We start from the raw sequence: 25,847 nt of genomic DNA on the forward strand, positions 1-25,847 counted from the left end.
GGCCGGAGGGGCCAATGACGCAAAGCTCCGATGATATTCTCGACCGCCTGATGGCGCTGCATCCCAAGGTCATCGACCTGTCGCTCGACCGGATGGAGCGGCTGCTGGCCGATCTCGACCATCCCGAGCGCGACCTGCCGCCGGTGATCCATATCGCGGGCACCAATGGCAAAGGCTCGACTCAGGCGATGATCCGGGCCGGGCTGGAGGCTGCGGGCAAGCGCGTCCACGCCTATACCTCGCCGCATCTCGCGCGCTTCCACGAACGCATCCGGATCGCCGGAGAGCTGATTTCCGAGACCGATCTGGCCGCGCTACTCGATGAGGTCGAGGCGGCGAATGGCGGCAAACCGATCACCTTCTTCGAGGTGACGACGGCGGCGGCGCTTCTGGCCTTCGCGCGGACGCCTGCGGATTTCACGCTGCTGGAGGTGGGTCTCGGCGGGCGGCTCGACGCGACCAACGTGGTCGACAAACCCGCGCTGAGTATCATCACGCCGGTCTCGATCGACCATCAGCAATTCCTCGGCGAAACGCTGGCCGAGATCGCGGGCGAAAAGGCCGGGATCATCAAGCGCGGCGTGGCCTGCGTGGTCGGTCCCCAGCAGGAGGCCGCGCTCGAGGTGATCGAGGCGCGGGCGGAAAAGCTCGGCGCGCCGCTTCTCGTGCATGGCCAGCATTGGCAGGTCTGGGAAGAGCGCGACCGGCTGATCTTCCAGGACGAGAACGGGCTTCTCGATCTACCGCTGCCGAACCTGCCCGGCCCGCATCAGATCGCGAATGCCGGGGCGGCGCTTGCGGCGTTGCGGCATCTGGGCTTTGACGAGGCTGCCTGCGAGGCGGCGGTGACGAAAGCCGAATGGCCCGCGCGGATGCAACGTCTGCGCCACGGACCGCTGGTGGACGGTGCGCCCGAGGCCGAGGTCTGGCTCGATGGCGGGCATAACCCGGCGGCGGGCGACATGATCGCCAAGACGCTCGGCGCGCTTCCGAAACGCCCGACCCATCTGATCTGCGGCATGCTCAACACCAAGGACGTGACCGGCTATCTGCGCCCGCTGGCGGATCACGCGGCGAGCCTGCTGGCCGTATCGATCCCCGGCGAGGCGAACACGCTGCCCGCTGAAGACACCGCCGCGGCCGCGCGCGCGGTCGGCATCGAGGCCCGCCCGGCGGCCTCGGTCGGCTCGGCCATCGCGGGGATCGTCGCGATCCATCCCCATGCCCGCATCCTGATCTGCGGCTCGCTCTACCTCGCGGGGCGGGTGCTGCGCGACAACGGCTGAGGCTGCGGTCTCGCACGGAATCTGTGCGAGGATACCGGTAGCTGACCTGCGCCTGCGCACCTATCTTCCGCGTGAACAGGAAAGGATACCGATATGCAGCTAGAGCTTGGGATCGACACGTTCGGCGATGTGACGCGCGGGGAGGACGGCCTGCTGCGCAGCCATGCCGAGGTTATCCGCGACACGTTGGCCGAAGGCGAACTCGCCGATCAGGTCGGGCTCGACTATATCGGTCTGGGCGAACATCACCGCCCGGATTTCGCGATCTCCTCGACCGAGCCGATCCTCTCGGCGATCCTTGCGCGCACCGAGAAGATCAAGGCGGGCACCTCTGTGACGGTGCTGTCCTCGGACGATCCGATCCGCGTTTTCCAGCGTTTCGCGACGCTGAACGCGCTGGCGCCGGGGCGGGCCGAGATCACCATCGGGCGCGGCTCCTTCACCGAGAGCTTCCCGCTCTTCGGGCTCGATCTGAACGATTACGAGGCGCTATTCACCGAGAAGTCGCAGATCCTGCATCTGCTTGCGACGCAGGAGAAAGTCAGCTTCGACGCCCAGATGCGCCCGCCACTTAAGAACGTCACCGTCTATCCGCGCCCCGAGACGCCGCTGCAGATCTGGCGCGGGGTCGGCGGGTCGCCGCAATCGGTGGTCGAGACCGCCGCGATGCAGATGGATCTGATGCTGGCGATCATCGGCGGGGATTCGACCCGGTTCAAACCGCATGTCGATCTCTATCACCGCGCGCATGACCAGATGGGCACCAAGCCCGGCAAGATCGGCGTCCATTCGCCCGGTCATATCGCCGAGACCGACGAGATCGCGCAGGAAGAGTTCTACGAAGGCTATGCGCGGATGCATGACATGATCGGGCGCTCGCGCGGTTGGCCGCCGTTCCGGCGCGAGGCCTACCTGTCGGAGATCGAGCATGGCTCGCTCTATGTCGGCAGCCCGGAAACCGTGGCGCGCAAGATCGCGCGGACGGTGAAAGCCTTGGGCCTGTCACGGTTCACGCTGAAATATAGCGGCGGGCCGCAGAACCCCGCGCATCTGCGCAAGACGATCGAGCTTTACGGCACCAAGGTCCGCCCGCTTCTGAACGAAATGCTGGCTTAAGCCTCAGCCGCCCAGCCGTCTGCCTGCATCTCGCGCAGGCGGCTGGCGGTGCGCTCGAATTCGAACGTGCCCTCGCCTTCGACGTAAAGCCGCTCGGGCTCGTCCGCGGCCGAACAGATCAGCCGGACCTTGCCCTCGTAGAGCGAGTCGATCAGCGTGACGAAGCGCTTCGCTTCGTTGAAGTTCGAGGCCGAGAGCAGCGGAATATCGTCAAGCAGCAGCACCTTCACCGCATCCGCGATGGCGAGGTAATCCGCCGGACCCAGCGGCTGCGCGCAGAGATCCCAGAAGCTCGCACGGCCGACCCCATTATGGAAATGCGGGATTTCGACCACGCGGCCTTTCACCGGGATATCGAGCTTGCCGTGATGATCGCCCCCGGTCAGCTCATCCCAAAGCGCATCCATCTTCGCGCGCGCCTCGCGGCCCGCAGGCGTGAAATAGACCTGTTGGCCAGCCAGACGGTTCTGCCGGTAATCGTTTTCGGAGGCCAGCTCGTAGATGTCGAGCTTCTCGCGGATCAGCCCGATGAAGGGCAGGAAAAGCTGGCGGTTGAGCCCGTTCTTGTAGAGGTCTTCGGGCACCCGGTTCGAGGTAGTGACGATGGTCACGCCACGCTCGAACAGGGCCTCGAACAGACGACCCACGATCATCGCGTCGGCAATGTCCGTGATCTGCATCTCGTCGAAGCACAGCAGCCGCAGCGAGCCCGCCACCTCTTCGGCCACGGGGCGCATCGCATCCACCGTGTTGGCGCGGCGCGCATCATCGAGCTTGCCTTGGACTTCCTGCATGAAAGCATGGAAATGCACCCGGCGTTTCGGCACGTCGGTCTGGCCGAAGAACAGGTCCATCAGCATGGATTTCCCGCGCCCGACACCGCCCCAGATATAGAGGCCTCGCACGCCTTCGACCGGCTTGATCTTGCGCTTGAAGAAGCCGCGTTTCACCGGCTCGGGCGCAGGCGCCTCTTCCAGCGCGCGGCGCACGCGCTCCAGTTCGGGCAGAATGGCGCGTTGGGCGGGATCGGGGTTGAGGTCCCCGTTCTCCACCATGCTCTCGTAAAACTCGGGCAGACTGCGTTTCATGACGTTCCGATATAGCGCGCTCACGGGATTGAAAAGCCCCGCGGCTTGCGCGAGCATTCGATCCGGAGGAGGACCCCATGGCCAAGGAATTACCGCTGCTCGGCGCTGCGCTGAGCCTTGATATGCTCGCGCATCATCGCGACTGGATTCTGAACGACCAGCGCGATCTGGAATTGCAGAGCTTCTGCTGGCCGAACGCCACGGATACGGATCTGCGCAAGATGGTCGCGCGGACGAAGGAATTGCTCGACGGCTATACCGGGCGGCTGGGGCTGCACGGGCCCTTCACCTCGTTCAATATCGACTGCGCCGATTCCGAGATCATCGAGATCATCCGCGCCCGGATGCTGCGGGTGCTGGAGATCACGGCGGAGCTGGGCGGCGATCAGATGGTGATCCACTCGCCCTACACGCTCTGGAAGGAAGCCGATCTGGAGCAGAACCCCGCGAATGCGTTCATTCAGGTCGAACGCGTGCACTATGTCCTGACCCCGGTGATCGAACGCGCCGAGGAGCTGGGCGTGACGCTGGTGATCGAGAATTGCGAAGACATCACGCCGAGCCTGCGTGTCGAACTGGCCGCGAAGATGAAGAGCAAAGCGGTGAAGGTTTCGCTCGATACGGGCCATGCGCAGTTCATGCATCGCCGCTGCGGCGCGCCGCCGGTCGATGTGTTCGTCCATGCGGCGGGCGCGACGCTGGAGCATATCCACCTGCAGGATATCGACGGCTATGGCGACCGGCATTGGCATCCGGGCGAGGGCACGATCGCGTGGCACTCGGTCTTCAAGGCGCTTGGCAAGCTGCCGAAGATGCCGCGCCTGATTTTGGAAGTGAACGACGAGATTGGCGTGCGAAAAGGCGCGGAATATCTGGAGTCTCTGGGACTGGCGCGGTAACGGCTACGTGCGGCCCCGGCCCTCTCCTTGTGAAGCGTGGGGGCAAAGCGTAATCTCTGCGCCGCAGAAAAGCCGACAGGAGTTCTTATGGCCAAACCGACCCCGCAACGTCTTCACCTCGTCTTCGGCGGCGAGCTGGTGACCCCGAGCCGCACCGAATTCAAGAATGTCGACGATATCCATATCGTCGGGATGTATCCGAACTACGCCTCCGCCTATGCCGCGTGGAAGGCCGAGGCGCAGCGCACCGTCGACGACGCCCATACCCGTTACTTCATCGCGCACCTGCATCGCCTGCGCGACGAAGAGCTCGAAGTGTCGACCACCGAAGAGCTCGGCAACTAAGGCTGGCATGGCGCGCTCTCTTCCTCTCTGGCTCAGGCTGCAACTCTCTGCCTTGCGTCCTGCGGGACCCAAGGCGAAAGCCGCGGTCGAGGCCGGTCAGGGGGAGGAGCGCGCCGACGCCCCGCTGCTGTGGATCTGGGCTGCGGGGAAATGCGCGGAAGCCGCCGGGCTGGTCGCGCGCAGGGTGGCCGCGCGGATGCCCGATATCCGCATTGCGATGACGGTGCGCGACGCGGAAGATCCGCCGGACGGTCTGCCCGAAGAGGTCTATTTCCGGCCCACCCCCGAGGATCGTCCGGCATCAGTCCGTCTGGTCTTGGATGCATGGCGCCCCGATCTCGTGCTCATCATGGACGACACGCTGCCCGCCGCCCTGATCGCGGAGACGCAGAAACGCGGCATTGCCAGCGTTCTGGCCGATGCGAAACTCGGCGGTCAGGATGGGCTGCGACTCGATGACGTCTCGCTGACGCTGCTGGGCCGGATCGACCGCATCTACCTGCGCGACGAGGCGAGCCTCGAACGGGTGGGCGACAAACTGAATGGGCCGGTCATCGTGGTCAATGACGGTGCGCTCGGCGAGCCGCCGCAGCCGCTTTACGGCTCCGAGGCAGAGCGCGCCTCGATGGCCGAGTCGATGGGCGCGCGCCCGGTCTGGCTCGCCGCCGCCGTGCCCGAGGCCGAAATCGGCCCGGTGACGGCGGCGCATCGCTACGCCCAGCGCCATGCGCATCGGCTGCTGCTTCTGCTTGCGCCGGATGACGAATCCCAAGGCGAGGCCCTTGCCGCGCAGCTGACCGCCGAGGGCTGGTCGGTCGCGCGCCGGTCGCTCGAGGGCGAACCGGAACTGACGACCGAGATTTTCATCGCCGACGACGCGATGGAATACGGGCTTTGGTACCGGCTGGCCGCGCTGAGCTATATGGGCGGCACCTTGTCAGGGACGGCGCAGGCGCCGCGCTCCCCGGTCGAGGCGGCGGCGCTTGGCTCGGCGATCCTCCATGGTCCCAAGCTCGTCCCGTTCCGCGAAGATTACCTGCGGCTCGAGGCGGCGAAAGCCTGTCGCGGCGTCGTGGTGCCCGAGGATCTGCCCGAAGTGGTCGCGGACCTGATCGCGCCGGAACGCTCTGCGCAGCTGGCCCATAACGCCTGGGCGGTGACCTCGGGCGGCGCCGGCGCGGTGGAGACCATCGCCCGCGACCTGGCCGAGATTCTCTCGGGCACCCAGCCCGCACGGGTGGCGTGATGGGCGCGCCCGGCTTCTGGTTCAACGCCCCCGATGCGCCGGGACTGCGTGCGCGGCTTCTGTCGCCGCTTGGCGCGCTCTACGCGGCGATGACGAAGCGGCGCGTGGCGCAGCCGGGGCTTCGGCTGGGCGTGCCGGTGATCTCGGTCGGCAATATCAATGCGGGCGGGACCGGCAAGACACCGACGGTGATCTGGCTGGTGCAGCGGTTGGCCGCACGCGGCGTGACGGCTCATGTCGTCACGCGCGGCTATGGCGGATCGCTCGAAGGGCCGGTGCAGGTCGATGAGCGCAGCCACCGCGCCGAAGAGACCGGAGACGAGCCGCTGCTGCTCTCGGCCTTCGCGCCGGTCTGGGTCGCGCGCGACCGCGCGGCGGGGGCGAGCGCCGCAGTCGCCGCTGGGGCGCAGGTGATCGTGCTCGACGACGCCCATCAGAACCCCGCATTGCACAAAGACCTCTCGATCGTGGTGGTCGACGCGCATAAGGGCTTCGGCAACGGGCGCTGCCTGCCTGCCGGGCCGCTGCGCGAACCGATCGAGGCCGGAATGGCCCGTGCCGACCTTCTGCTGTCGATCGGGCCGGAAGCTGCGCAGGTTGAATTCTCTAATTTCTGGAGTTCCAGAATTTCGAAGCCACATCTGACGGGACAGCTCGCCCCGCTGCAGACGGGCATGGATTGGGAAGGGCTTCCCGTCCTCGCCTTCGCAGGCATCGGCCATCCCGAGAAATTCTTCGCCACCCTGCGCAGTCTTGGCGCGGAGCTGCTGCGCGGCGAGGCGCTGGAAGATCACCAGCCTTTCACGACGCGTCTGTTGCAGCGCATCGAGGCAGAGGCCGACACGCTTGGTGCGCAGATGGTGACGACCGAGAAGGATGCGGTGCGCCTGCCGGAAAGCTTCCGCCCGAAGGTGCTGGCCCTGCCGGTGCGGCTCGAGATCGACGACCCTGCAACGCTCGACGCAGCGCTCGATCGGCTCGGGATATGAAAAAGGCCGGCCCCGCGGGACCGGCCTTCGTAACATCTGTCGCCGAGATCAGTTGGCTTGCTTCGCCAGTTCGTCGTCGAGGATTTTCTTGAAGTCGTCCCAAGCCATGTTGGAATGCTTCTCGCCGTCGATGATGAAGGTCGGCGTCGCGTCGATCTTGTCGTCGCCCGCGTTCTTCTGGAAAGTCGCGACCATCCGCTCGGCGCGCTTCTCGTCGTTCATGCAGGCGGTGACCTGATCGTTGCTCAGCCCGGCCTGCAGGCCGATCTTGCGCAAATTGTCCGCGATGGTCTGCGGCTTGCCGTCGCCGATCCAGTCCTTCTGCTTGTTATAGATCATGTCCGAGATCGCGTAATATTTCGGATCGCCACCGCATTGCGCGATCAGACCGGCCCAGACGCCGAACTTGTCGAAATAGACTTCGCGCTGGATGAACTTCACCTTGCCGGTGTCGATGTAGTTCTTCTTCAGCTGCGGATACTCGACCTTGTGCCATTCGGCACAGTGCGGGCAGGTATAGGAGGCGTACTCGATCACGGTGACCGGCGCGTCTTCCTGACCCAGAACCACGTCGGGCAGAGTCTCGACATCTTTGTTCGCCGTGGCTTCCTGCGCTTGGGCCGCAGTGATCAGGCTCGCCTCGCTGTGTTGGCTGGCATACCAGCCGCCCGTCGCGAGAAGCCCCATGACAGCCGCGCCGCCGAGGATCGAAAGAGTTTTGCTCATCTATCTGCCTTTCTTGTGTGCAGCCCGCTCTGCGGACTTCGATAGAACGTTTCTTGCCAGTTCTTCCAGCGCCGATTTGAGATCGGCATCGCCACAATCGGCCACCTGCGCCTTCGCCGCTTCGGCGACGCGGGGGTCCGGTTTGCGGGGTTCGGGTTTGGGTTTCGGTGCAAATTGCGCCTGACCTTCGGCAAAGCCGGTCGGCGCGGTCTGCGTCAGCGAAATGCGCGAGATCGCGTTATAGCCGTAGCAGGCATTCACCTTGTCGCGGATTTGCGGCAACTGCATCTGCAGCATGGGCGCCGCCGCTCCGGTCGTCAGGAGGGTAAGGGTCGCACCGAAGCCGCCTTTGGTGTAGCCGATCTTCACCGGGCGGCATTGCGCGGCGGTGTCCGGGCCCACCACTTCCGCCCAGTGGGTCAGCAGGCGCGAGACCGCAAACCCACGCGCTTCACCCGCGGCGCGGATACGGTTACGCAGCAGTCCGCCCGCGGCTTCAAAGCCACGCATTCGCCGCGAAGGCGTCTTTTGCGGGTCACTTTTTTTCATTCGTGGGCGGTTCCTCTTGATCCATCCCATTCTAGGAAGCACATCGGGCCGGGCCAACCGGTCGGCAAGAGGGGAGCATAAACATTGCGTGACGGTAAAGGGGCAATCGGCGAAACCCTGCTCACCTGGTACGATACACATGCCCGCGTCATGCCGTGGCGCGTGTCGCCTGCGGATCGTGCAGAGGGCGAACGGCCCGATCCCTATCGCGTCTGGCTCTCCGAGGTGATGCTGCAGCAGACCACGGTCGCCGCCGTGCGCGATTATTTCCGCCGCTTCACTGAGCGCTGGCCCGATGTGGGTGCACTCGCAGCAGCCGAGGATGGCGACGTGATGGCCGAATGGGCCGGGCTTGGCTATTACGCCCGCGCCCGCAACCTGCTGAAATGCGCGCGTGTCGTGGCGGGTGAGCTGGACGGGCGCTTCCCCGAGACGGCGGCAGAGCTGCAAAAGCTGCCCGGCATCGGCCCCTACACCTCCGCCGCGATCGCCGCCATCGCCTATGACGAGCCGGTCGCCGTGGTCGACGGCAATGTGGAGCGCGTCGTCTCGCGGCTTTTCTCGGTCGACACGCCGCTTCCCGGCGCGAAGGCGGAGCTGACCGAATTGACGGCACAGATCACGCCCGAGGACCGACCCGGAGATTTCGCGCAGGCGATGATGGATCTGGGCGCGACGATCTGCACGCCGCGCAATCCGGCCTGTGGCATCTGCCCGCTCATTGTTTCCTGCACCGCCCGCGCTGCCGGGATCGCCGAGACGCTGCCACGCAAAGCCCCGAAGAAGGAAAAGCCCACCCGCCGCGGCTTCGCCTATGTCGCGATGAACGGTCAGGGCGACGTGCTGCTGGAACGCCGCCCCGACAAGGGGCTTCTGGGCGGCACGCTGGGCTTTCCCGGCTCGGACTGGTCCGACGCGCCGAGCCCGGCCCCGCCGATGCAGGCCGACTGGACGCTCTCCCCGGTCGAGGTGCGCCACACCTTCACCCATTTCCACCTGATCCTGCAGGTCCACGTCACCCGCACGGAGGCCCATGCCATGACCCCGCGCGCCGATTTCCGGCCCGGCGATTTGCCCACGCTGATGCGCAAGGTCTGGGATGCCGCCCAAAGCGCCGAATGGCCGCAACCCGAGTGATTGTATCGGGTTAGCGTTCGGCTAGTATGACCGCGCCCGCATCGCTCACGAGGACCCGATGTCCAGCCGCGACGAAATCCGCCGCCCCTCTCACGCCCTGCCCTTCTGGCTGTCGCTCGGCACCGTGCCGCTGGCGGGGATAGAGGCGTGGTTCGGCGGTTGGACCCTGATCCTGCTGCCCGCCTATGCGTGGTGGCTGACAACCGTGCTCGACCAGCTTCTGGGGCACAACGAGGATCAGCCCGACACCGAAACGCCCGAAGCCGAGTTGTTCTGGTATCGCGCGATTACGCTGATCTGGTTCCCGATTCAGGCGGCCGTGATCTTCGGCACGATCTGGTGGGTGACGCATACGACCCATCTGAACGGCTTCGAGATCGTCGCCCTGATGTTCGGCGTGGGCGTGATCTCGGGCACGATCGGCATCGTCTATGCCCATGAGCTGCTGCACCAGAAGAGCAAGCTGGAACGCTGGCTGGGCGATCTGCTGCTGGCGAGCGTCCTTTACTCCCATTTCCGGACCGAGCATCTTCTGGTCCATCACCTCTGGGTCGGCACGCCGCGCGATGCGGTCTCGGCTCGCTACAACGAAGGGTTTCACCGCTTCTTCTGGCGGGTGATTTTTGAGTGCCCCCGCTCCGCATGGAAGGCGGAGAAGCTGAAACTGAGCCGCGCGGGCCGCCCGGTCTGGCACCGTTCCAACCCGTTCTGGCGCTACAGCGGATTGCAGGCGCTGGCGCTGATCGTCGCGGCGCTTCTGGGTGGCTGGATGGGGCTCGGCCTGTTCCTGCTGCAGGCGCTCTTCGCGGTCTGGCAGCTGGAGCTGACCAACTATGTCGAGCATTACGGCCTAACGCGGCGATACAAGGGCGAGGGACGCTATGAGCATGTCCTGCCGCGTCATAGCTGGAACGCCGATCACACCGCCTCGAACTGGCTGCTGATCAATCTGCAGCGCCATTCGGATCACCATTACAAGCCCGACCGCCGCTTCCCGCTCCTGCAGACCTACGACGCCGAGGAAGCCCCGCAGCTGCCCTTCGGCTATCCCGGCATGGCGGCGCTCGCGATGATCCCGCCGCTCTGGCGGCGCCGGATGAACCCGCGCGTGCGGGCGTGGCGGCGGAAATACTACCCGGATGTCGAGGACTGGACGCCCTATAACAAGGGCACGACGCCGCTGCCGCGCGGCTCTTTCTGAGAGGCACAGGGGCTTCGCGCCCCCGGACCCCCGCGGGATATTTGGATCGAGAAGAAGAAGCCCCTTCCTCTTGGCAGAAATATCCCCGCCGGAGGCTCCCGCAGATGCCGCCAGCACAGGCGTCAGGTCACGACGCGCATCGTCAGATTGATCCGCCCGCCCTTCGGCATCAGCGGCGAAGTGCCGGGCTTCACGCGGTCGATGCCATGATAAAGCAGCCGCGCCTCGCCCCCCATCACCATCACATCGCCCGAGTGCAGCCAGATGCTCTCTGTCTTGCCACCACGGGTGCGGTTGCCGATGCGGAACAGCCCGTCGTCGCCCAGCGAGACCGAGACCACGGGCTGATCGAAATCCTGCTCGTCGCGGTCCTGATGCATCCCCATCTTCGCGCCTTCGCCGTAGAAATTGATGAGACAGCATTCCGGGGCGCGCGGCGTCCCCGCGACCGCCTCCCAGATATCGAGGATCGGCTGCGGAATTGCGGGCCAGGGCTGACCGTCGGGATGGGTCTCCGAATAGCGGTAGCCGCGTCGGTCGGAGATCCAGCCGAACCGCCCGGCCGACGTCATGCGCACCGACATCGGCTTGCCGTAGGGTGTCATCGGCGAGAACAGCGGCGCCTGCGCCACGACGCCGCGCAGCGTCTCGATCAGCGCCTTCTGCTCGTCGAGGTCCAGCCAGCCGGGATAATGGCGGAAGCCGCGAATCTCCTGCGGATCGGGCCGAGATGTTGCGTGTTTCGGATTTTCTGTCATTTTCTCACCCTCTTCCTCGGGGGAGCCTTCTTGCAGCCCGATTTTCCCCTCCTTATATACGCTTCGAAGCCGACGGCGGCCCACACCGCCGGATAGCAGAACATGAAACCGAAACCCAAGGGATAGGGGCCGGGGGCCTGAATGGACCCGTTCCCCGTCATATCGCCAAGAGAGGTAACATCATGGGTAAAGTCATTGGTATCGACCTCGGGACTACGAACTCCTGCGTCGCCATCATGGATGGCGCACAGCCCCGAGTGATTGAAAACTCCGAAGGGGCGCGCACCACCCCCTCGATCGTCGCCTATACGGACGACGAACGTCTGGTCGGCCAGCCGGCGAAACGTCAGGCGGTCACCAACCCCTCGAACACCGTTTTCGCTGTTAAGCGTCTGATCGGTCGCCGCACCACCGATGCGGAAGTCGAGAAGGACAAGAAACTCGTCCCCTACAACATCGTCGACGGCGGCAATGGCGACGCATGGGTCGAAGTGAAGGGCGACAAGTACTCCCCGGCTCAGGTTTCGGCCGTGATTCTTCAGAAAATGAAGGAAACCGCCGAAAGCTATCTGGGTGAGGAAGTCACGCAGGCCGTCATTACCGTGCCCGCCTACTTCAACGACGCTCAGCGTCAGGCCACCAAGGACGCCGGCAAGATCGCCGGCCTCGAAGTGCTGCGCATCATCAACGAGCCGACCGCGGCTGCGCTGGCCTATGGCCTCGACAAGAAAGAATCGAAAACCATCGCGGTCTATGACCTTGGCGGCGGTACCTTCGACATCACCATCCTCGAGATCGACGACGGTCTCTTCGAAGTGAAATCGACCAACGGCGACACGTTCCTCGGCGGTGAAGACTTCGACATGCGCATCGTCAACTACCTCGCTGACGAGTTCAAAAAAGAGCATGGCGTCGACCTCACCAAAGACAAGATGGCGCTTCAGCGTCTGAAGGAAGCTGCCGAGAAAGCGAAGATCGAGCTGTCGAGCTCGAGCCAGACCGAGATCAACCAGCCCTTCATCTCGATGGGCAAGGACGGCACGCCGCTGCACATGGTCATGAAACTGACCCGTGCGAAGCTGGAAAGCCTCGTGGGCGACCTGATCAAGGCCTCGCTGAAGCCCTGTGCCGCCGCGCTCAAGGATGCGGGCGTCTCCAAGGACGAGATCGACGAAGTCGTGCTCGTCGGCGGTATGACCCGTATGCCGAAAGTCGTGGAAGAAGTGACCGGCTTCTTCGGCAAAGAGCCGCATAAGGGTGTGAACCCGGATGAGGTTGTGGCGCTCGGCGCGGCCATTCAGGCCGGCGTTCTGCAAGGTGACGTGAAAGACGTCGTCCTGCTCGACGTGACCCCGCTGTCGCTCGGCATCGAGACGCTGGGTGGCGTATTCACCCGCCTGATCGATCGCAACACGACGATCCCGACGAAGAAGAGCCAGGTGTTCTCCACCGCGGAAGACAACCAGAACGCGGTGACGATCCGGGTCTTCCAGGGTGAGCGCGAGATGGCTGCCGACAACAAGATGCTCGGCATGTTCAACCTCGAGGACATCCCGCCGGCCCCGCGCGGCATGCCGCAGATCGAAGTGACCTTCGACATCGACGCAAACGGCATCGTGTCCGTTTCGGCGAAGGACAAGGGCACCGGCAAGGAGCAGAAGATCACGATCCAGGCGTCCGGCGGTCTGACCGACGACGAGATCGAGAAAATGGTTCAGGACGCCGAGGCGAATGCCGACGCGGACAAGTCCCGCAAGGAACTGGTCGAAACCAAGAACCAGGGCGAATCGCTCCTGCACTCGACCCGCAAGTCGCTCGAAGACCACGGCGACAAGGTCGATGCCTCGACCGTCGAAGCGATCGAACTGGCGGCCAACGCGCTTGAGGAAGCCCTCAAGACCGAGGAAGCCGGCAAGATCAAAGGCGCGATCCAGAACCTGACGGATGCGGCGATGAAACTCGGCGAGGCCATCTACAAGGCCGAGCAGGAGAAAGCCGGTCAGGGCGAGAGCTCGAACGACGAAGACAGCCCGCGCGATGTCGATGAAGATATCGTCGACGCTGACTTCGAAGATCTGGGCGAGGACGAGCGCAAGTAATTGCGCATGGAATGTCGGGCGGGCCTGCCTTTTCTAAGGGCGGGCCCGCCTGCGTTCCGCCAAGGGGGTAACCAATGGCAAAACGCGACTATTACGACGTTCTGGGAACTGCCAAAGGCGCCTCGGCCGAAGAGATCAAGAAAGCCTATCGCAAGAAGGCGAAAGAGCTTCATCCCGATCGCAATTCCGACAATCCCGATGCCGAGGCCCAGTTCAAGGAAGTGAACGAGGCTTACGACGTCCTCAAGGACGCCGAGAAGAAAGCAGCGTACGACCGGTTCGGTCACGCGGCGTTCGAAGGCGGCATGGGCGGCGGGCGTCCGGGCGGCGGCTACGGCGGCGCGGGCGGTCAGGGCGACTTCGCCTCGGCCTTCTCCGACGTCTTCGAAGACCTGTTCGGTGATTTCATGGGCGGCGGCAGAGCCGGTCCCGGCGGTGGGCGTTCGCGCGCACAGCGGGGCTCCGATCTGCGCTACAACATGCGCGTCACGCTCGAAGAGGCGTATCGCGGCACCCACAAGACGATCAACGTGCCAAGCTCGGCCGCCTGTACCGAGTGTAACGGCTCCGGTGCGGAAGGCGGCTCCGAGCCGCAGACCTGTCCGACCTGTTCGGGTCTGGGCAAGGTGCGCGCGCAGAACGGCTTCTTCACGGTCGAGCGGACCTGCCCGACCTGCGGTGGCCAGGGTCAGGTGGTGAAGAACCCCTGCAAGGTCTGCCATGGTGCAGGCCGCGTGGAGGTCGATCGCCAGCTTCAGGTCAACATCCCTCCGGGGGTCGAGACCGGCACCCGCATCCGTCACGCCGGTGAAGGCGAGGCAGGTCTGCGCGGTGGTCCGTCGGGCGATCTCTACATCTTCATCGAGGTCCAGCCGCACGCGATCTTCGAACGCGAAGGCACCGATCTGCATTGCCGCGTGCCCGTCAGCATGGCGACCGCAGCCCTTGGGGGCGAGGTCGAAGTGCCGACGATAGATGGCGGCCGAAGCCGTGTGAAAATCCCGGCCGGCAGCCAATCGGGTCGGCAGATGCGCCTGCGTGGCAAAGGGATGCCCGCGCTGCGCGGCGGCGGGGCCGGCGACATGTTCATCGAACTGGCCGTCGAAACCCCGGTGAACCTGACCCCACGGCAGAAGGAAATCCTCAAGGAGTTCCAGGGGATCGAAGCCGAGAACAACCCGGAAGGCGCGAGTTTCTTCAAGAAAGTCAAAAGCTTCTGGGATGGCATGACCCAGTGATCATTTGGAAAAGGCGCCTTCGGGCGCCTTTTTTCTTGTCCGGCTCGCAATCGATTAAGGCTTTCTTCAATCCGAATCGTTCATGGTCTGTTTCATGGACCAGATGCCCCATCATATGCAGGAACCTCCGCTGCCGTTGTTCAACGGCGGCACCGCGATCCGTCCGCCGCCGGGCGCGTCCAAGCCGTCCTATCTGTTCGATCATCGACAACGGCTGCGCACGCGGTTCATGGAAGGCGGCGCGCAGGCCCTGCCCGATTACGAACTGCTCGAACTGGTGCTGTTTCGCGCGATCCCGCGGCAGGACGTCAAACCTCTCGCCCGTCGCCTGATCGAAACCTTCGGCGATTTCGGGCGGGTGGCCTCTGCCCCGCCTCACCGCCTGCGCCAAGTGACCGGCGTGGGCGAGGCCGTGGTGATCGAGTTGAAGCTGGTGGAGGCCTCGGCGCAAAGGCTCGCACGCTCGAAGGTGATGCATCGGCCGGTGCTCAGCTCGTGGCAGGCGCTCATCGATTACTGTCACATGGCGATGTCCCATGCCGAGACGGAGCAGTTTCGTCTGCTGCTGCTGGACCGGAAGAACGCGCTGATTGCGGATGAGGAACAGGGCCGCGGCACGGTGGACCATGTTCCCGTCTATCCGCGCGAGGTGATGAAGCGTGCGCTGGAGGCCAATGCCTCAGCGTTGATTCTGGTGCATAATCACCCCTCCGGAGATCCGACCCCGTCGGAGGCGGATATCGCTCTGACGCGCCAGATCGACGAGGCGGCGAAGCTCTTCGGCATCGTGCTGCACGATCACCTGATCCTTGGTAAGGACTGCGAGATCAGCCTGCGGTCGGAGGGTTACTTCTGAGCGGTCAGGCCCTGGGACTCGAACCCATCAAGCGGCAAAACCACAGCGCCGCCATCGGACGGACAGGCGGGCAGATCGAGGGTGATCGGCATCGCTGCAGTCCCGGTGCCATGCATCCGCATCAGCCGCCCGCCGACCGACCTGCCGCAATCTTCGGAGGACAGCGTCGCTTCGAGTTGCAGCTTGAGCTCGGTGAGCGTCTTGGGTGCGGTATAGATTTCGATGCGTTTGCCATCTGCGGAGGTGAAGCTTTGCATATAGCCGCCCAGCGAGGTGTCCGGCGTGCGCGGCTTAGTCACGTCGAGATGGCCCGCATCGTCGAACTGCGCACCGTTTTCATAGGCGTTCAGATGCAACGGGCTTTGTGCATCGGTCACCCAGATCGCGCGGTTGATCTTATCGAGCCCCGACGCCGCGGCCTCCACCTGCGCGATCGTCGATCCATCGGTGGTGACTTCCAGCGAGGTCATAGGCGCAAGCAACGGCAGGATAGCCGAGAAAGCCCCCGACTTATCGGTTTGCCCGGCGATCGAGAGCGACGCATCGCGGATCGTCAGTTTCGTATCGGGGTGGCACGGCGCATTCAGCTCCAGCTTGGTCAGCCCATCGCCTGCGGGGGTGACCGACAGGACGGCGTGCCCGCAATCGGCAGCGCCGGTTTTCAACGGCATCGGTTGCGGCAGCGAAGACGTGAACTGGTCGCCGGATGTGCGCACCGTCGCAGGCACGATGCCGACGCCGGGATCGGTCGCGAAATGATAGACCGGAGGATTGCGAAGAACGGTTTTCGAAATGAGCTGAACCCGCGGTTCCTCGCGCGGCTCGACCCGATTTCTCCAAGTCTCGCGACTGACCGAGCTCGCCACCAAAGACGCACCGAGTTGCGGGCGCGGACCCACGCTTTGCATCACATGACCGGTCGCGGCGGCGAGCAGGAACGTCGCTCCGATCATGGATATCTTGCGAATGGTGCGCATCGCCGCCTCGAACTGGGGTCTGTCTTAGAAAACTGCTTAATAATTTTCTAATGACCGAAAGCGGCGAAGCTGCGGCGCGAATTGGGAAATCGCGCCCTTCACGCGGCTGGCGTGGGGGGTGGACCTGCCAAGAGAGTCAATGACTCCAACAAGATATGGAAAAGGCGGCCGAAGCCGCCTCAACTTTGCCACATTCGCGTCAGAGTTGTGTCAAACCAATTGCCCGTGGCAATGCTTGAACTTCTTGCCCGACCCGCAGGGGCAAGGATCGTTGCGCGACGGCTCGCCCCAAGTTGCCGGATTCGTCTCGTCGAATCCCGGAAGCGGCTCGCCCACCACCTCGACCTCGGGCATCGCCTCGGTCGGGGCTTCCGCCGACGCTTCGGTCGGTGCGGGCTGCTGCTGTTGCGCCTGCATCATCTGCGCCTGCTCTTCTTCGGTGAGCGGACGGATGCGGGCCAGCTGCTGCGTCACGTCCGAGCGCAGGCTGTCGAGCATGATCTCGAACAGCTGGAAGCCCTCGGTCTTGAATTCCGACAGCGGATCGCGCTGCGCATAGCCGCGGAAACCGATGGTCTGGCGCAGCTGATCGAGCGTGACCAGATGCTCGCGCCATTTCGCGTCGATGATCTGCAGCAGGACCTGCTTTTCAATCATCTGCATCGTGTCGGCGCCGAACGCCTCGGCCTTCTCGGCCATCAGCGTATCAGTCGCTTCCTCGAGTCGCTCGGCGACGACTTCCTGATCGACGCCCTCTTCCTCGGCCCATTCCGCAAGCGGCACGTCGAGGTTCAGCTGTTCGATCACCTCTTGATGCATGCCTTCGACATCCCATTGATCGGCATAGGATTTCGGCGGCATGAAGCGGTCCACGAGGTCCTCGATCACCTGAACGCGCATGTCGCGGGTGATCTCGCCGACCTCTTCGGTTTCCATGATTTCGCGACGCTGCGAGAAGACCGCTTTCCGCTGGTCGTTCATCACGTCATCGAATTTCAGAAGCTGCTTACGAATGTCGAAGTTGCGGCCCTCGACCTTCGCCTGCGCGCGCTCGAGCGACTTGTTCACCCACGGGTGGACGATTGCTTCGCCCTCTTTCATGCCCAGCTTGGACAAGACCGAATCGAGCTTGTCGGAGCCGAAGATCCGCATCAGGTCGTCTTCCAGCGAGAGGAAGAACAGCGAGCGGCCCGGGTCGCCCTGACGGCCCGAACGGCCGCGCAGCTGGTTGTCGATGCGGCGGCTTTCGTGGCGCTCGGTCGCGAGAACGAACAGGCCGCCCGCTTCCAGAACCTTCGCCTTTTCCTCGGCGGTCGCCGCGTCGATCCGCTTGCGGACCTCTTCGGGATCGGCATCGGGATTCGCCGCGAGTTCGTCCTGCACGCGCATCTCGACATTGCCGCCAAGCTGAATGTCGGTGCCGCGGCCTGCCATGTTGGTCGCGATGGTCACCGCGCCCAGACGACCGGCCTCGGCGACGATGGTCGCTTCCTGCTCGTGCTGGCGGGCGTTCAGGACGTTGTGCTTGATGCCGGCCTTCTTGAGCATGTCCGAGAGCATCTCGGACTTCTCGATCGAGGTGGTGCCGACCAGCATCGGCTGGCCCTTCTCGTTGGCCTTCTTGATCGCCTCGACGACGGCGTCGTATTTTTCCTGCGCAGTCCGGTAGACACGATCGTGTTCGTCTTTCCGCGCGATCGGGCGGTTGGTCGGGATCTCGACCACGCCCAGCGAATAGATCTCGGCGAATTCCTCGGCCTCGGTGGCTGCGGTGCCGGTCATGCCGCCGAGCTTGTCGTAGAGGCGGAAGTAGTTCTGGAAGGTGACCGAAGCCAGCGTGACGTTCTCGGGCTGGATCTCGACGCCTTCCTTGGCTTCGATCGCCTGATGCAGGCCTTCGGACAGACGGCGGCCCTTCATCATGCGGCCGGTGAATTCGTCGACCAGCACGATCTCGCCCGACTGCACGACATAGTTCTGATCCTTGAAGAACAGCTTATGGGCGCGCAGGGCCTGGTTGACGTGGTGCACGATGGTCGTGCTTTCCGGATCGTAGAGCGACTGACCCTCGGGGAGCACGCCCGCCTCCAGCAGGAGGTTCTCGAGGAAGTCGTTGCCCTCTTCGGTGAAGGTCGCGGTGCGGGCCTTCTCGTCGATGGTGTAATGCTCTTCGCTCAGGCTCGGGATGAACTTGTCGAGCGTGATATACAGCTCCGAGCGGTCATCGGACGGGCCAGAAATGATCAGCGGCGTGCGCGCCTCGTCGATCAGGATCGAGTCGACCTCATCGATGATCGCGTAGAAATGGCCGCGCTGCATCATCTGGTCGACCGACGTCTTCATGTTGTCGCGCAGATAATCGAAGCCAAGCTCGTTATTCGTCGAATAGGTGATGTCGGCGGCGTAGGCCTGCTTCTTCTCGGGCTCGGCCTGGAAGGGCACGACGACGCCGGTGGTCAGACCCAGCGCGCCATAGACCTTGCTCATCCATTCCGCGTCACGCCGCGCGAGATAGTCGTTCACGGTGACGACATGCACGCCCTTGCCCGCGAGCGCGTTCAGATAGGCCGGGAAGGTCGCGACGAGGGTTTTCCCTTCGCCCGTCTTCATCTCGGCGATATTGCCCTGATGCAGGAAGATGCCGCCGACGAGCTGCACGTCGAAGGCCCGCAGGCCGAGTGCACGCTTCGCGGCTTCGCGACAGTTGGCGAAGGCTTCGGGCAGGATCTTGTCGAGGCTTTCGCCCTCTTCCTGCACGCGGCGCTGAAACTCGCGCGTCTTTTCGATGATCTGTTCGTCGGAGAGGGCTGCGAACTCCTCCTCCAGCGCGTTGATCTTGGCCACCAGCGGGCGCACCGATTTCACCTTACGATCATTCGACGTGCCGAAGACCTTCTTCGCGAGTGTTCCGATGCCGAGCATGTAATCTCCGAGGGTAGCTGACCAGATCGTTATTCCCTGTGCCTTGTCGCATAGGGTTTGCTTGCCTAGAAGAGCTAGCGAAACAAGGCCGAAAAGGCTCTTACAGGCCCTAGGCGATGTAAGGGGCGGCTGCCAGACTGTCAACGCCGCCTAGAGACGCGGCAGAAAGGAAGTGGCAAGGATGCCGAATCTGACGAAACTGCTCGCGAGCGTCGCGATCTGCGCGATGACTGCCGGGATTGCACAGGCCGAGGACGCGAAAGCGCCTGCAGCCGCTGCGGATGCCGCGAAATCGGAAACCGCAGCCAAGCCGCGCAGCGACGTGAGCGCCGACACCGTGGTCGCCACCGTGAACGGTCAGGACATCACGCTGGGCATGATGATGACCGTGCGTGACGGCCTGCCCGCGCAGTACCAGCAGCTGCCCGATGACAAGCTGTTCGAAGGCGTCCTGCAGCAGCTGATCCAGCAGACCGCGCTTTCGCAACTGGAAGAGAAGCGCATCACGCAGCGAGACAAGATCGCTCTCGAAGTGCAGAAGCGCGCGTATCTTTCGGGTGCGATGCTGAACTACACCGCCGACAAGGCCGTGACCGACGAGGCCGTGCAGAAAGCCTATGACGCGAAATACGCCAAGGCCGAGCCGACCAAGGAATATCACGCGGCCCATATCATCGTGAAAACCAAGGAAGAGGCCGAGAAGATCAAGAAAGAGATCGATAACGGCGCCGACTTCGCTGAACTGGCGAAGAAGAACTCGACCGACGGTGCTGCGGCCAATGGCGGCGATCTGGGCTGGTTCAAGCTCGATGCGATGGTCAAGCCCTTCGCCGATGAGGTTGCAGGCATGAAGGACGGCGAAGTCGCCGGTCCGATCCAGACCCAGTACGGCTGGCATGTCGTGAAGCTGCTCGGCACGAAGATGGTCGATGCGCCGAAACTGGCCGATGTGCGCAAGAAGCTCGAAGGCGATATTCGCCAAGAGGCTGTCCAAAACCGCGTAAAGGCTGTTGTGGACGAAGCCAAAATCGACAAGATGACCGACGGGATTGATCCGAGCGTTCTGAAAGATCAGTCCATCTTGGGTAGCAACTGATCGATCAAAAGGCGGGCGCGATGGCGAAGAAAAAGTCGAAGGACACCAAGGAGTTGAAGACCAAGGTCAAGAAGCTCCGCGCCAAGGTTAAGGCGTTGAAGTCCGACCTTTCCGCCGCGCCCGCCCCTGCCGCTTCTGCGGCGCAAACAGAGGCGAAATCGGTGACGATTTCGCCGCTCGCCCCCGCGAAATTTCCCGATCTTCCGGAAATCGCGGGGGTCGAATTCGCCTCCGCCGCAGCGGGGGTCAAATATGCCGGCCGCACCGATGTGATGCTGGCGCGGGTCGCGCCGGGCGCTTCGATCGCAGGCGTGTTCACCACCTCCTCCACCCGTGCTGCCTGCGTTCTCGATTGTCAGGAAAAGCTCGCGATGCGCGCGCCTTCCGAGACGGGCGCCGCGATCATCGTCAATTCCGGCAACGCCAACGCCTTCACCGGGAAAAGCGGTCAGGAGAGCGTCGACAAGGTGACCGGCGCAGTGGCTCAGGCGCTCGACATGCCGATCAGCCGCGTCTTCTCGTCCTCCACCGGCGTCATTGGCGAGCCGCTGCCGCATGACAAGATCGTCGCGGTGATCGACGGCCTGACGCAGCGCCTCTCCCCTGCCGGGATCGAGGATGCCGCGCGCGCGATCATGACGACCGATACCTATCCCAAAGGCGCCTTTGCCGAAGTTCAGGGCGAAGGCGGCAAGATCAAGATCGCCGGGATCGCGAAAGGCTCGGGGATGATCGCGCCGAATATGGCGACGATGCTGGTCTACATCTTCACCGACGCGAAAATCGCGCCTGCGCGGCTGCAGAAGATGCTGTCGCGTCAGGTCGACGACACGTTCAACGCGATCACCGTGGACAGCGACACCTCGACCTCGGATGCGCTGATCGTCGCGGCGACCGGGAAATCCGACGCCGCCGAAATCGCCGATCTGCGCTCGGACCCCGCGAAGGCGTTCGAGGCCGGGCTGCGCGAGGTGATGATGGATCTGGCGCATCAGGTCGTCAAAGACGGCGAAGGGGCCACCAAATTCGTTGAGATCCGCGTGACGCGGGCACGCTCGATCGAGGACGCCCATAAGATCGCGATGTCGATTGCGAATTCGCCGTTGGTGAAGACCGCGATTGCGGGCGAGGACGCGAATTGGGGCCGCGTGGTCGCGGCTGTCGGCAAGTCCGGGGCCGAGGCCGATCGCGACAAGCTCAAGATTTCCTTCGGGGACATGGTCGTTGCCGAGAAAGGCTGGCGGGTACCGGATTACTCCGAGGAAGCCGCGAGCGCCTATATGAAGAATGATGAACTCGTGATCGGCGTCGATCTCGGCCTTGGTCGCGCCTCGAAATCGGTCTGGACCTGCGATCTGACCCACCGCTACATCGACATTAACGCGGATTATCGTTCGTGAAGATGGTTCTGGTATCCGCCGTCGCCCTGATCGACGCTGACGGGCGCGTGCTTCTGGCACAGCGCCCCGAGGGCAAGTCGATGGCAGGACTGTGGGAGTTTCCCGGCGGCAAGGTGGAGGCGGGCGAGACGCCCGAGGCCGCGCTGATCCGCGAACTGGACGAGGAGCTGGGCATTCAGACGCACCAAAGCTGCCTCGCGCCTCTGACCTTCGCCAGCCACGCCTATGACGACTTCCACCTGCTGATGCCGCTGTTCGCCTGCCGGAAGTGGGAGGGGATCGTCAGCCCGCAAGAGGGGCAGACCCTCGCCTGGGCGCGGGCGCGGGACCTGCGCGACTACGAGATGCCGCCCGCGGATATCCCCCTGATCCCGATCCTGCGCGATTGGCTCTGACCGGGGTTAGTCTCTGACCGGGGTTACCGCGCGATTAACCTTCGTGACCTTTTCTCCCAGTTCTCGTGCCTAACGCGGAGGGATAGCCGTTTCCATTTGCCGTTCCTTAAGACCTTGAGCTTCTAATGAGCGCTCAAGGGAGGAACCTCATGCTCAGAACCATTCAGATCGGCAGCAGCGTCTTCGTTCAGGGAGCTTACGAACGGACGCTGGATTGCGGGCGCATCCTCGTGCGTGTCGGCGATGCGCTCTTTGCCGGGCGCCCCGTCAATCGCTGACTCAGCCGGATGACAGCCACAGATGCAAAACGGGGGCCCGAAGGCCCCCGTTTCTATATTCGCAACTCGGTCCCGAAGGATCAGAGCGTCCGCTCGACCTCTTCGCGCTCGAAGATCTCGATGACATCGCCGGGGCGGATATCGTCGTATCTCTCGAAGGCCATGCCGCATTCCTGACCGGAGGGCACTTCCTTGACCTCGTCCTTGAAGCGCTTGAGCGTCTTCAGCGTACCTTCGTGGATCACCACGTTGTCGCGCAGCAGGCGGACGCCAGCCGAACGACGGGCCACGCCCTCGGTGACGATACAACCCGCGACCTTGCCGACGCCGGTGACCTTGAACACTTCCTTGATCTCGGCGTAGCCGATGAAGTGCTCGCGGATCTCGGCCGACAGGAGGCCCGAAGCGGCGGCTTTGATGTCGTCCACCAGATCGTAGATGATCGAGTAGTAGCGGATCTCGACGCCCTTCTGGTTCGCGGCGTTGCGCGCAGGCGCATTGGCACGAACGTTGAAGCCGATGACCGGTGCGTTGGACGCCTCGGCCAGCGTGATGTCGGATTCGGTGATTGCACCGACGCCCGAATGCAGCACGCGCACGCGCACCTCTTCGTTGCCGACCTTCTCGAGCGCCTGAACGATCGCTTCCGCCGAGCCCTGCACGTCGGCCTTCACCAGCACGGGCAGTTCGGTGACGCTTTCATCGGCCTTGGCTTTCGCCATCAGCTGCTCCAGCGTCGTCGCGGCACCGGCAGCGGCGCGTTTGTCCTTGGCGGCCTGCTCGCGGTATTCGGCGATCTCGCGGGCCTGCGCCTCGGTCTCGACGACGTTGAGAACGTCGCCAGCCTCGGGCGTGCCGTTGATGCCAAGCACCTCGACAGGAACCGACGGACCGGCCTCATCGACGCGGTCGCCCTTGTCGTTGATCAGCGCGCGGACCTTACCCCACTGCTCGCCGACGACGAAGATGTCGCCTTTGCGCAGCGTGCCGTTCTGCACCAGAACCGTCGCGACCGGACCACGGCCCACGTCGAGCTTGGCTTCGATCACCGCACCTTGCGCGGCGCGATCGGGGTTGGCCTTGAGTTCGAGCAGTTCGGCCTGAAGCGCGATGGCTTCGAGCAGCTGGTCGAGACCCTTGCCGGTCTTGGCCGACACTTCCACGTCCTGCACGTCGCCCGACATCTCTTCGACGACGACTTCGTGCTGCAGAAGCTCGGTGCGGACCTTCTGGGCGTTCGCATCGGGTTTATCGCACTTGTTGATCGCAACGATCATCGGAACGCCAGCGGCCTTCGAGTGATTGATCGCTTCGATGGTCTGCGGCATCACCGAGTCATCGGCTGCCACCACGAGCACCACGATATCGGTGACATTGGCACCGCGTGCGCGCATCGAGGTAAAGGCCGCGTGGCCGGGCGTGTCCAGGAAGGACAGGGTCGCCCCGCTCTCGGTCTGCACCTGATAGGCGCCGATATGCTGCGTGATCCCGCCAGCCTCGCCGGAGACGACGTTCGCCTTGCGGATCGCGTCGAGCAGCGAGGTCTTGCCGTGGTCGACGTGGCCCATGATCGTGACGATCGGCGGACGCGGCTGAAGATCTTCTTCTTTGTCGTCGACCTGATCGATGACCTGTTCGACATCCGCATCCGAGACGCGCACGGACCGGTGACCGAATTCCTCGATCACGAGTTCCGCAGTATCGGCGTCGAGCGTCTGGTTCGCGGTGACCATCATGCCCATCTTCATGAGCGTTTTGACCACATCGGCCGCGCGCTCTGCCATACGGTTGGCGAGTTCCGACACGATGATCGTCTCGGGAAGCTGCACTTCGCGCGACTGCTTTTCAGCACGCTGCGAGCCGCCCATCGCCTTCTGACGGGCCTTCTCCTGCTTGCGCTTCATCGCAGCAAGCGAACGCTGGCGGCCTTCGCCACCCGAGAGCGCATCGCTCAGCGAGAGCTTGCCCGAACGGCGGTTGCCGCGGTCGTTGCCCTTGTTGTTGCGATCGTTGCGCGTGTCACGCTCACGATCCGTCTTGCGCGGACCCGAAGCGGACACACCCTTGGTCTCGGCGCGGGCGGCAGCAACCTCCACGGCAGCCTGATCGACCGGAGTGTCCTTCTTCGGTCCGCCCTTGCGGATCTCTTCTTTCTTCTTGTCGCGAAGTTCGGCCTCGCGCTTCTTGCGCTCGTCCTCTTCAGCCTTGGCTTTAAGGGCCGCTTCGCGTTCACGCTCCTCGCGCTCCTTGGCCTCAGCCTCGGCGCGACGACGCTCACGTTCTTCTTCGCGGGCTTTTTCCTCGGCCTCGCGGGCGGCGGCCTCTTCGACCTCACGCGCCTTCGCGGCCTGAAGCGCCTTCAGGCGACGCTCCATCTCGGCGTCGGAAATCCCGGCGGGGCGCTTCGACGGATCGCCAAGGGAAGTTTTGTTACCCCCTCCCTTACCAGCGCCTGCCGCCGGTTTGTTCAGCACCCGCTTCTTGCCTTTCGTCTCGACCACGACGTTCTTGGTGCGCCCGTGCGAGAAGCTTTGCTTCACCTGCCCGGGGCGCCCACCGCCCAGTCCGAGAGTCTTTTTGCCGTCCGTATCGCTCATGCCGTCTTCGTATCCTTCATGGCGGTCTTGCCGCCGTCCTGCTTGCGTACGCCCGCAAGCCTCGATGCGTCTTCAATTACGCGCCGGGTGAGGCCACCGGCTGCAAGCGCGCCGTGTATCGCACGATCGCGGCCGAATGCCAAACCCAATTCCTGAGAGGTGAGGCAGCCGAACCAGCGCCCGCCTTCGGGCGTCCACAGCTTGCCCTTGCCCCTGTCCGAGCCGTCGCTTGCCTGTAGCAGCACTTTCGCGCGCCCCTCGGCCAGCCAGCCCTTGACCTTTTCGAAGCCGACAACCGCTTTGCCGGCCTTCCGCTCCAGAGAAATAAGCTCCACAACGCGAGAGGCAAGGGCCAGTTCCACCAATTCCACCAGATTTTCTGGGGTTTTGGCTGCCTGCTTCGCTGCGCGAGCAAACAATCCCTTTTTCATCGCCGTCTCGATGACGCTGCGTTCGGAGGTGACCCAGATGCCGCGGCCGGGCAGTTTGCCTGCCACGTCCGGGTAGATCATCCCATCGGGTCCGAGCACGAAGCGGACAAGCCCCGCCTTCGGCTGAACATCGCCGGTGACGATGCAGCGCCGTTCGGGGTCGTCGTTGGTTTTCGGCTTTCCGCCGCGACTCATCTAAGCTCCTCTCCGGTCGGGAC

Annotated in this window: 23 protein-coding genes; 15 read left to right on the forward strand and 8 right to left on the reverse strand. The window is 63.8% G+C overall.

Annotated elements, in window-relative coordinates; genetic code table 11:
* The first annotated feature begins 14 nt into the window (after positions 1 to 14).
* Both BMI88_RS17950 and BMI88_RS17955 read left to right on the forward strand, forming a co-directional pair.
* The gene (locus tag BMI88_RS17950; RefSeq protein ID WP_078550917.1) at positions 15 to 1,286 is read left to right on the forward strand and encodes a folylpolyglutamate synthase/dihydrofolate synthase family protein; all 1,272 of its coding nucleotides are present in this window, start codon (positions 15 to 17) and stop codon (positions 1,284 to 1,286) included.
* Between the two features lie 93 nt (positions 1,287 to 1,379).
* A complete protein-coding gene (locus BMI88_RS17955; RefSeq protein ID WP_078550918.1) occupies positions 1,380 to 2,402 on the forward strand; it encodes an LLM class flavin-dependent oxidoreductase in 1,023 nt (340 codons plus the stop codon).
* On the opposite strand, the gene zapE is transcribed toward BMI88_RS17955, so the two are convergent.
* Positions 2,399 to 3,490: a cell division protein ZapE gene (zapE, locus tag BMI88_RS17960; protein WP_078551123.1), complete on the reverse strand. Its 1,092-nt coding sequence runs from the start codon at positions 3,488 to 3,490 to the stop codon at positions 2,399 to 2,401. The genes BMI88_RS17955 and zapE overlap by 4 nt on opposite strands.
* A gap of 77 nt (positions 3,491 to 3,567) precedes the next feature.
* On the opposite strand from zapE, the gene BMI88_RS17965 reads away from it, so the two are divergent.
* The 4 genes from BMI88_RS17965 (at position 3,568) to lpxK (ending at position 6,969) form a co-directional block, all read left to right on the forward strand.
* Positions 3,568 to 4,389, forward strand: a complete 822-nt coding sequence (locus tag BMI88_RS17965; RefSeq protein WP_078550919.1) for a sugar phosphate isomerase/epimerase family protein — start codon at positions 3,568 to 3,570, stop codon at positions 4,387 to 4,389.
* An 87-nt stretch (positions 4,390 to 4,476) separates the two neighbouring features.
* Positions 4,477 to 4,734: a DUF4170 domain-containing protein gene (locus BMI88_RS17970; protein ID WP_078522252.1), complete on the forward strand. Its 258-nt coding sequence runs from the start codon at positions 4,477 to 4,479 to the stop codon at positions 4,732 to 4,734.
* A gap of 7 nt (positions 4,735 to 4,741) precedes the next feature.
* Positions 4,742 to 5,980: a glycosyltransferase N-terminal domain-containing protein gene (locus BMI88_RS17975; RefSeq protein ID WP_078550920.1), complete on the forward strand. Its 1,239-nt coding sequence runs from the start codon at positions 4,742 to 4,744 to the stop codon at positions 5,978 to 5,980.
* Positions 5,980 to 6,969, forward strand: a complete 990-nt coding sequence (gene lpxK, locus BMI88_RS17980) for a tetraacyldisaccharide 4'-kinase (protein WP_078550921.1) — start codon at positions 5,980 to 5,982, stop codon at positions 6,967 to 6,969. Before BMI88_RS17975 ends, lpxK begins: the two co-directional genes overlap by 1 nt.
* A gap of 48 nt (positions 6,970 to 7,017) precedes the next feature.
* On the opposite strand, the gene BMI88_RS17985 is transcribed toward lpxK, so the two are convergent.
* Both BMI88_RS17985 and BMI88_RS17990 read right to left on the reverse strand, forming a co-directional pair.
* Complete coding sequence (locus BMI88_RS17985) at positions 7,018 to 7,695, reverse strand: DsbA family protein (protein ID WP_078522249.1); 678 nt, start codon at positions 7,693 to 7,695, stop codon at positions 7,018 to 7,020.
* Positions 7,696 to 8,205 carry a DUF721 domain-containing protein gene (locus BMI88_RS17990; RefSeq protein WP_078550922.1) on the reverse strand — a complete coding sequence of 170 codons (510 nt, stop codon included), beginning with the start codon at positions 8,203 to 8,205 and terminating at the stop codon, positions 7,696 to 7,698.
* Positions 8,206 to 8,328: 123 nt separating this feature from the next.
* On the opposite strand from BMI88_RS17990, the gene mutY reads away from it, so the two are divergent.
* Complete coding sequence (gene mutY, locus BMI88_RS17995; RefSeq protein ID WP_078550923.1) at positions 8,329 to 9,381, forward strand: A/G-specific adenine glycosylase; 1,053 nt, start codon at positions 8,329 to 8,331, stop codon at positions 9,379 to 9,381.
* A gap of 58 nt (positions 9,382 to 9,439) precedes the next feature.
* Positions 9,440 to 10,582, forward strand: coding sequence for an alkane 1-monooxygenase (locus BMI88_RS18000; RefSeq protein ID WP_078550924.1), 1,143 nt, complete (start codon positions 9,440 to 9,442; stop codon positions 10,580 to 10,582).
* Between the two features lie 122 nt (positions 10,583 to 10,704).
* Here BMI88_RS18000 and BMI88_RS18005 read toward each other — a convergent pair whose 3' ends face one another.
* Positions 10,705 to 11,340, reverse strand: a complete 636-nt coding sequence (locus BMI88_RS18005) for an alpha-ketoglutarate-dependent dioxygenase AlkB (RefSeq protein WP_078550925.1) — start codon at positions 11,338 to 11,340, stop codon at positions 10,705 to 10,707.
* 182 nt (positions 11,341 to 11,522) lie between these two features.
* Between BMI88_RS18005 and dnaK the strand changes: the two genes are divergently transcribed.
* From dnaK to radC, 3 genes are all read left to right on the forward strand, one after another.
* Positions 11,523 to 13,439, forward strand: a complete 1,917-nt coding sequence (gene dnaK / locus BMI88_RS18010) for a molecular chaperone DnaK (RefSeq protein WP_078550926.1) — start codon at positions 11,523 to 11,525, stop codon at positions 13,437 to 13,439.
* A gap of 74 nt (positions 13,440 to 13,513) precedes the next feature.
* Entirely contained in the window at positions 13,514 to 14,677 is a 1,164-nt protein-coding gene (gene dnaJ / locus BMI88_RS18015; protein ID WP_078550927.1) for a molecular chaperone DnaJ, read from the forward strand.
* 115 nt (positions 14,678 to 14,792) lie between these two features.
* Positions 14,793 to 15,533 carry a DNA repair protein RadC gene (gene radC, locus BMI88_RS18020; RefSeq protein ID WP_246831927.1) on the forward strand — a complete coding sequence of 247 codons (741 nt, stop codon included), beginning with the start codon at positions 14,793 to 14,795 and terminating at the stop codon, positions 15,531 to 15,533.
* Here the strand turns inward: radC and BMI88_RS18025 are convergent.
* On the reverse strand, positions 15,524 to 16,486 hold the full coding sequence (locus BMI88_RS18025) for a hypothetical protein (protein WP_078550928.1): 963 nt from the start codon (positions 16,484 to 16,486) through the stop codon (positions 15,524 to 15,526). The two genes, radC and BMI88_RS18025, sit on opposite strands and share 10 nt — an antisense overlap.
* Positions 16,487 to 16,720: 234 nt before the next feature.
* On the reverse strand, positions 16,721 to 19,432 hold the full coding sequence (gene secA / locus BMI88_RS18030; protein WP_078550929.1) for a preprotein translocase subunit SecA: 2,712 nt from the start codon (positions 19,430 to 19,432) through the stop codon (positions 16,721 to 16,723).
* Positions 19,433 to 19,613: 181 nt separating this feature from the next.
* On the opposite strand from secA, the gene BMI88_RS18035 reads away from it, so the two are divergent.
* From BMI88_RS18035 to BMI88_RS19945, 4 genes are all read left to right on the forward strand, one after another.
* Positions 19,614 to 20,528, forward strand: a complete 915-nt coding sequence (locus BMI88_RS18035; protein WP_078550930.1) for a peptidylprolyl isomerase — start codon at positions 19,614 to 19,616, stop codon at positions 20,526 to 20,528.
* 20 nt (positions 20,529 to 20,548) lie between these two features.
* A complete protein-coding gene (gene argJ, locus BMI88_RS18040) occupies positions 20,549 to 21,928 on the forward strand; it encodes a bifunctional glutamate N-acetyltransferase/amino-acid acetyltransferase ArgJ (protein ID WP_078550931.1) in 1,380 nt (459 codons plus the stop codon).
* Positions 21,925 to 22,323: an 8-oxo-dGTP diphosphatase MutT gene (mutT, locus tag BMI88_RS18045; RefSeq protein ID WP_078522238.1), complete on the forward strand. Its 399-nt coding sequence runs from the start codon at positions 21,925 to 21,927 to the stop codon at positions 22,321 to 22,323. Before argJ ends, mutT begins: the two co-directional genes overlap by 4 nt.
* A gap of 149 nt (positions 22,324 to 22,472) precedes the next feature.
* Positions 22,473 to 22,601 (forward strand): hypothetical protein, encoded by a 129-nt coding sequence (locus tag BMI88_RS19945; protein WP_281480475.1) that lies wholly within the window; start codon positions 22,473 to 22,475, stop codon positions 22,599 to 22,601.
* Between the two features lie 80 nt (positions 22,602 to 22,681).
* Here the strand turns inward: BMI88_RS19945 and infB are convergent, their stop codons facing one another.
* Both infB and BMI88_RS18055 read right to left on the reverse strand, forming a co-directional pair.
* Complete coding sequence (infB, locus tag BMI88_RS18050) at positions 22,682 to 25,198, reverse strand: translation initiation factor IF-2 (RefSeq protein WP_078541599.1); 2,517 nt, start codon at positions 25,196 to 25,198, stop codon at positions 22,682 to 22,684.
* The gene (locus tag BMI88_RS18055) at positions 25,195 to 25,824 is read right to left on the reverse strand and encodes an RNA-binding protein (RefSeq protein ID WP_078522236.1); all 630 of its coding nucleotides are present in this window, start codon (positions 25,822 to 25,824) and stop codon (positions 25,195 to 25,197) included. The genes infB and BMI88_RS18055 overlap by 4 nt, the downstream gene beginning before the upstream one ends.
* Positions 25,825 to 25,847: the final 23 nt, after the last annotated feature.

Origin of the sequence: Thioclava sp. F36-6, assembly GCF_002020305.1 — a bacterium.
GTDB classification, from domain to species: domain Bacteria; phylum Pseudomonadota; class Alphaproteobacteria; order Rhodobacterales; family Rhodobacteraceae; genus Thioclava; species Thioclava sediminum.

Coding starts and splice junctions, on each gene's coding strand:
- BMI88_RS17950 (WP_078550917.1), top strand. CDS start 15: ATGACGCAAAGCTCCGATGATATTCTCGACCGCCTGATGGCGCTGCAT.
- BMI88_RS17955 (WP_078550918.1), top strand. CDS start 1,380: ATGCAGCTAGAGCTTGGGATCGACACGTTCGGCGATGTGACGCGCGGG.
- zapE (WP_078551123.1), bottom strand. CDS start 3,490: ATGAAACGCAGTCTGCCCGAGTTTTACGAGAGCATGGTGGAGAACGGG.
- BMI88_RS17965 (WP_078550919.1), top strand. CDS start 3,568: ATGGCCAAGGAATTACCGCTGCTCGGCGCTGCGCTGAGCCTTGATATG.
- BMI88_RS17970 (WP_078522252.1), top strand. CDS start 4,477: ATGGCCAAACCGACCCCGCAACGTCTTCACCTCGTCTTCGGCGGCGAG.
- BMI88_RS17975 (WP_078550920.1), top strand. CDS start 4,742: ATGGCGCGCTCTCTTCCTCTCTGGCTCAGGCTGCAACTCTCTGCCTTG.
- lpxK (WP_078550921.1), top strand. CDS start 5,980: ATGGGCGCGCCCGGCTTCTGGTTCAACGCCCCCGATGCGCCGGGACTG.
- BMI88_RS17985 (WP_078522249.1), bottom strand. CDS start 7,695: ATGAGCAAAACTCTTTCGATCCTCGGCGGCGCGGCTGTCATGGGGCTT.
- BMI88_RS17990 (WP_078550922.1), bottom strand. CDS start 8,205: ATGCGTGGCTTTGAAGCCGCGGGCGGACTGCTGCGTAACCGTATCCGC.
- BMI88_RS18000 (WP_078550924.1), top strand. CDS start 9,440: ATGTCCAGCCGCGACGAAATCCGCCGCCCCTCTCACGCCCTGCCCTTC.
- BMI88_RS18005 (WP_078550925.1), bottom strand. CDS start 11,340: ATGACAGAAAATCCGAAACACGCAACATCTCGGCCCGATCCGCAGGAG.
- dnaK (WP_078550926.1), top strand. CDS start 11,523: ATGGGTAAAGTCATTGGTATCGACCTCGGGACTACGAACTCCTGCGTC.
- dnaJ (WP_078550927.1), top strand. CDS start 13,514: ATGGCAAAACGCGACTATTACGACGTTCTGGGAACTGCCAAAGGCGCC.
- radC (WP_246831927.1), top strand. CDS start 14,793: ATGCAGGAACCTCCGCTGCCGTTGTTCAACGGCGGCACCGCGATCCGT.
- BMI88_RS18025 (WP_078550928.1), bottom strand. CDS start 16,486: ATGATCGGAGCGACGTTCCTGCTCGCCGCCGCGACCGGTCATGTGATG.
- secA (WP_078550929.1), bottom strand. CDS start 19,432: ATGCTCGGCATCGGAACACTCGCGAAGAAGGTCTTCGGCACGTCGAAT.
- BMI88_RS18035 (WP_078550930.1), top strand. CDS start 19,614: ATGCCGAATCTGACGAAACTGCTCGCGAGCGTCGCGATCTGCGCGATG.
- argJ (WP_078550931.1), top strand. CDS start 20,549: ATGGCGAAGAAAAAGTCGAAGGACACCAAGGAGTTGAAGACCAAGGTC.
- BMI88_RS19945 (WP_281480475.1), top strand. CDS start 22,473: ATGCTCAGAACCATTCAGATCGGCAGCAGCGTCTTCGTTCAGGGAGCT.
- infB (WP_078541599.1), bottom strand. CDS start 25,198: ATGAGCGATACGGACGGCAAAAAGACTCTCGGACTGGGCGGTGGGCGC.
- BMI88_RS18055 (WP_078522236.1), bottom strand. CDS start 25,824: ATGAGTCGCGGCGGAAAGCCGAAAACCAACGACGACCCCGAACGGCGC.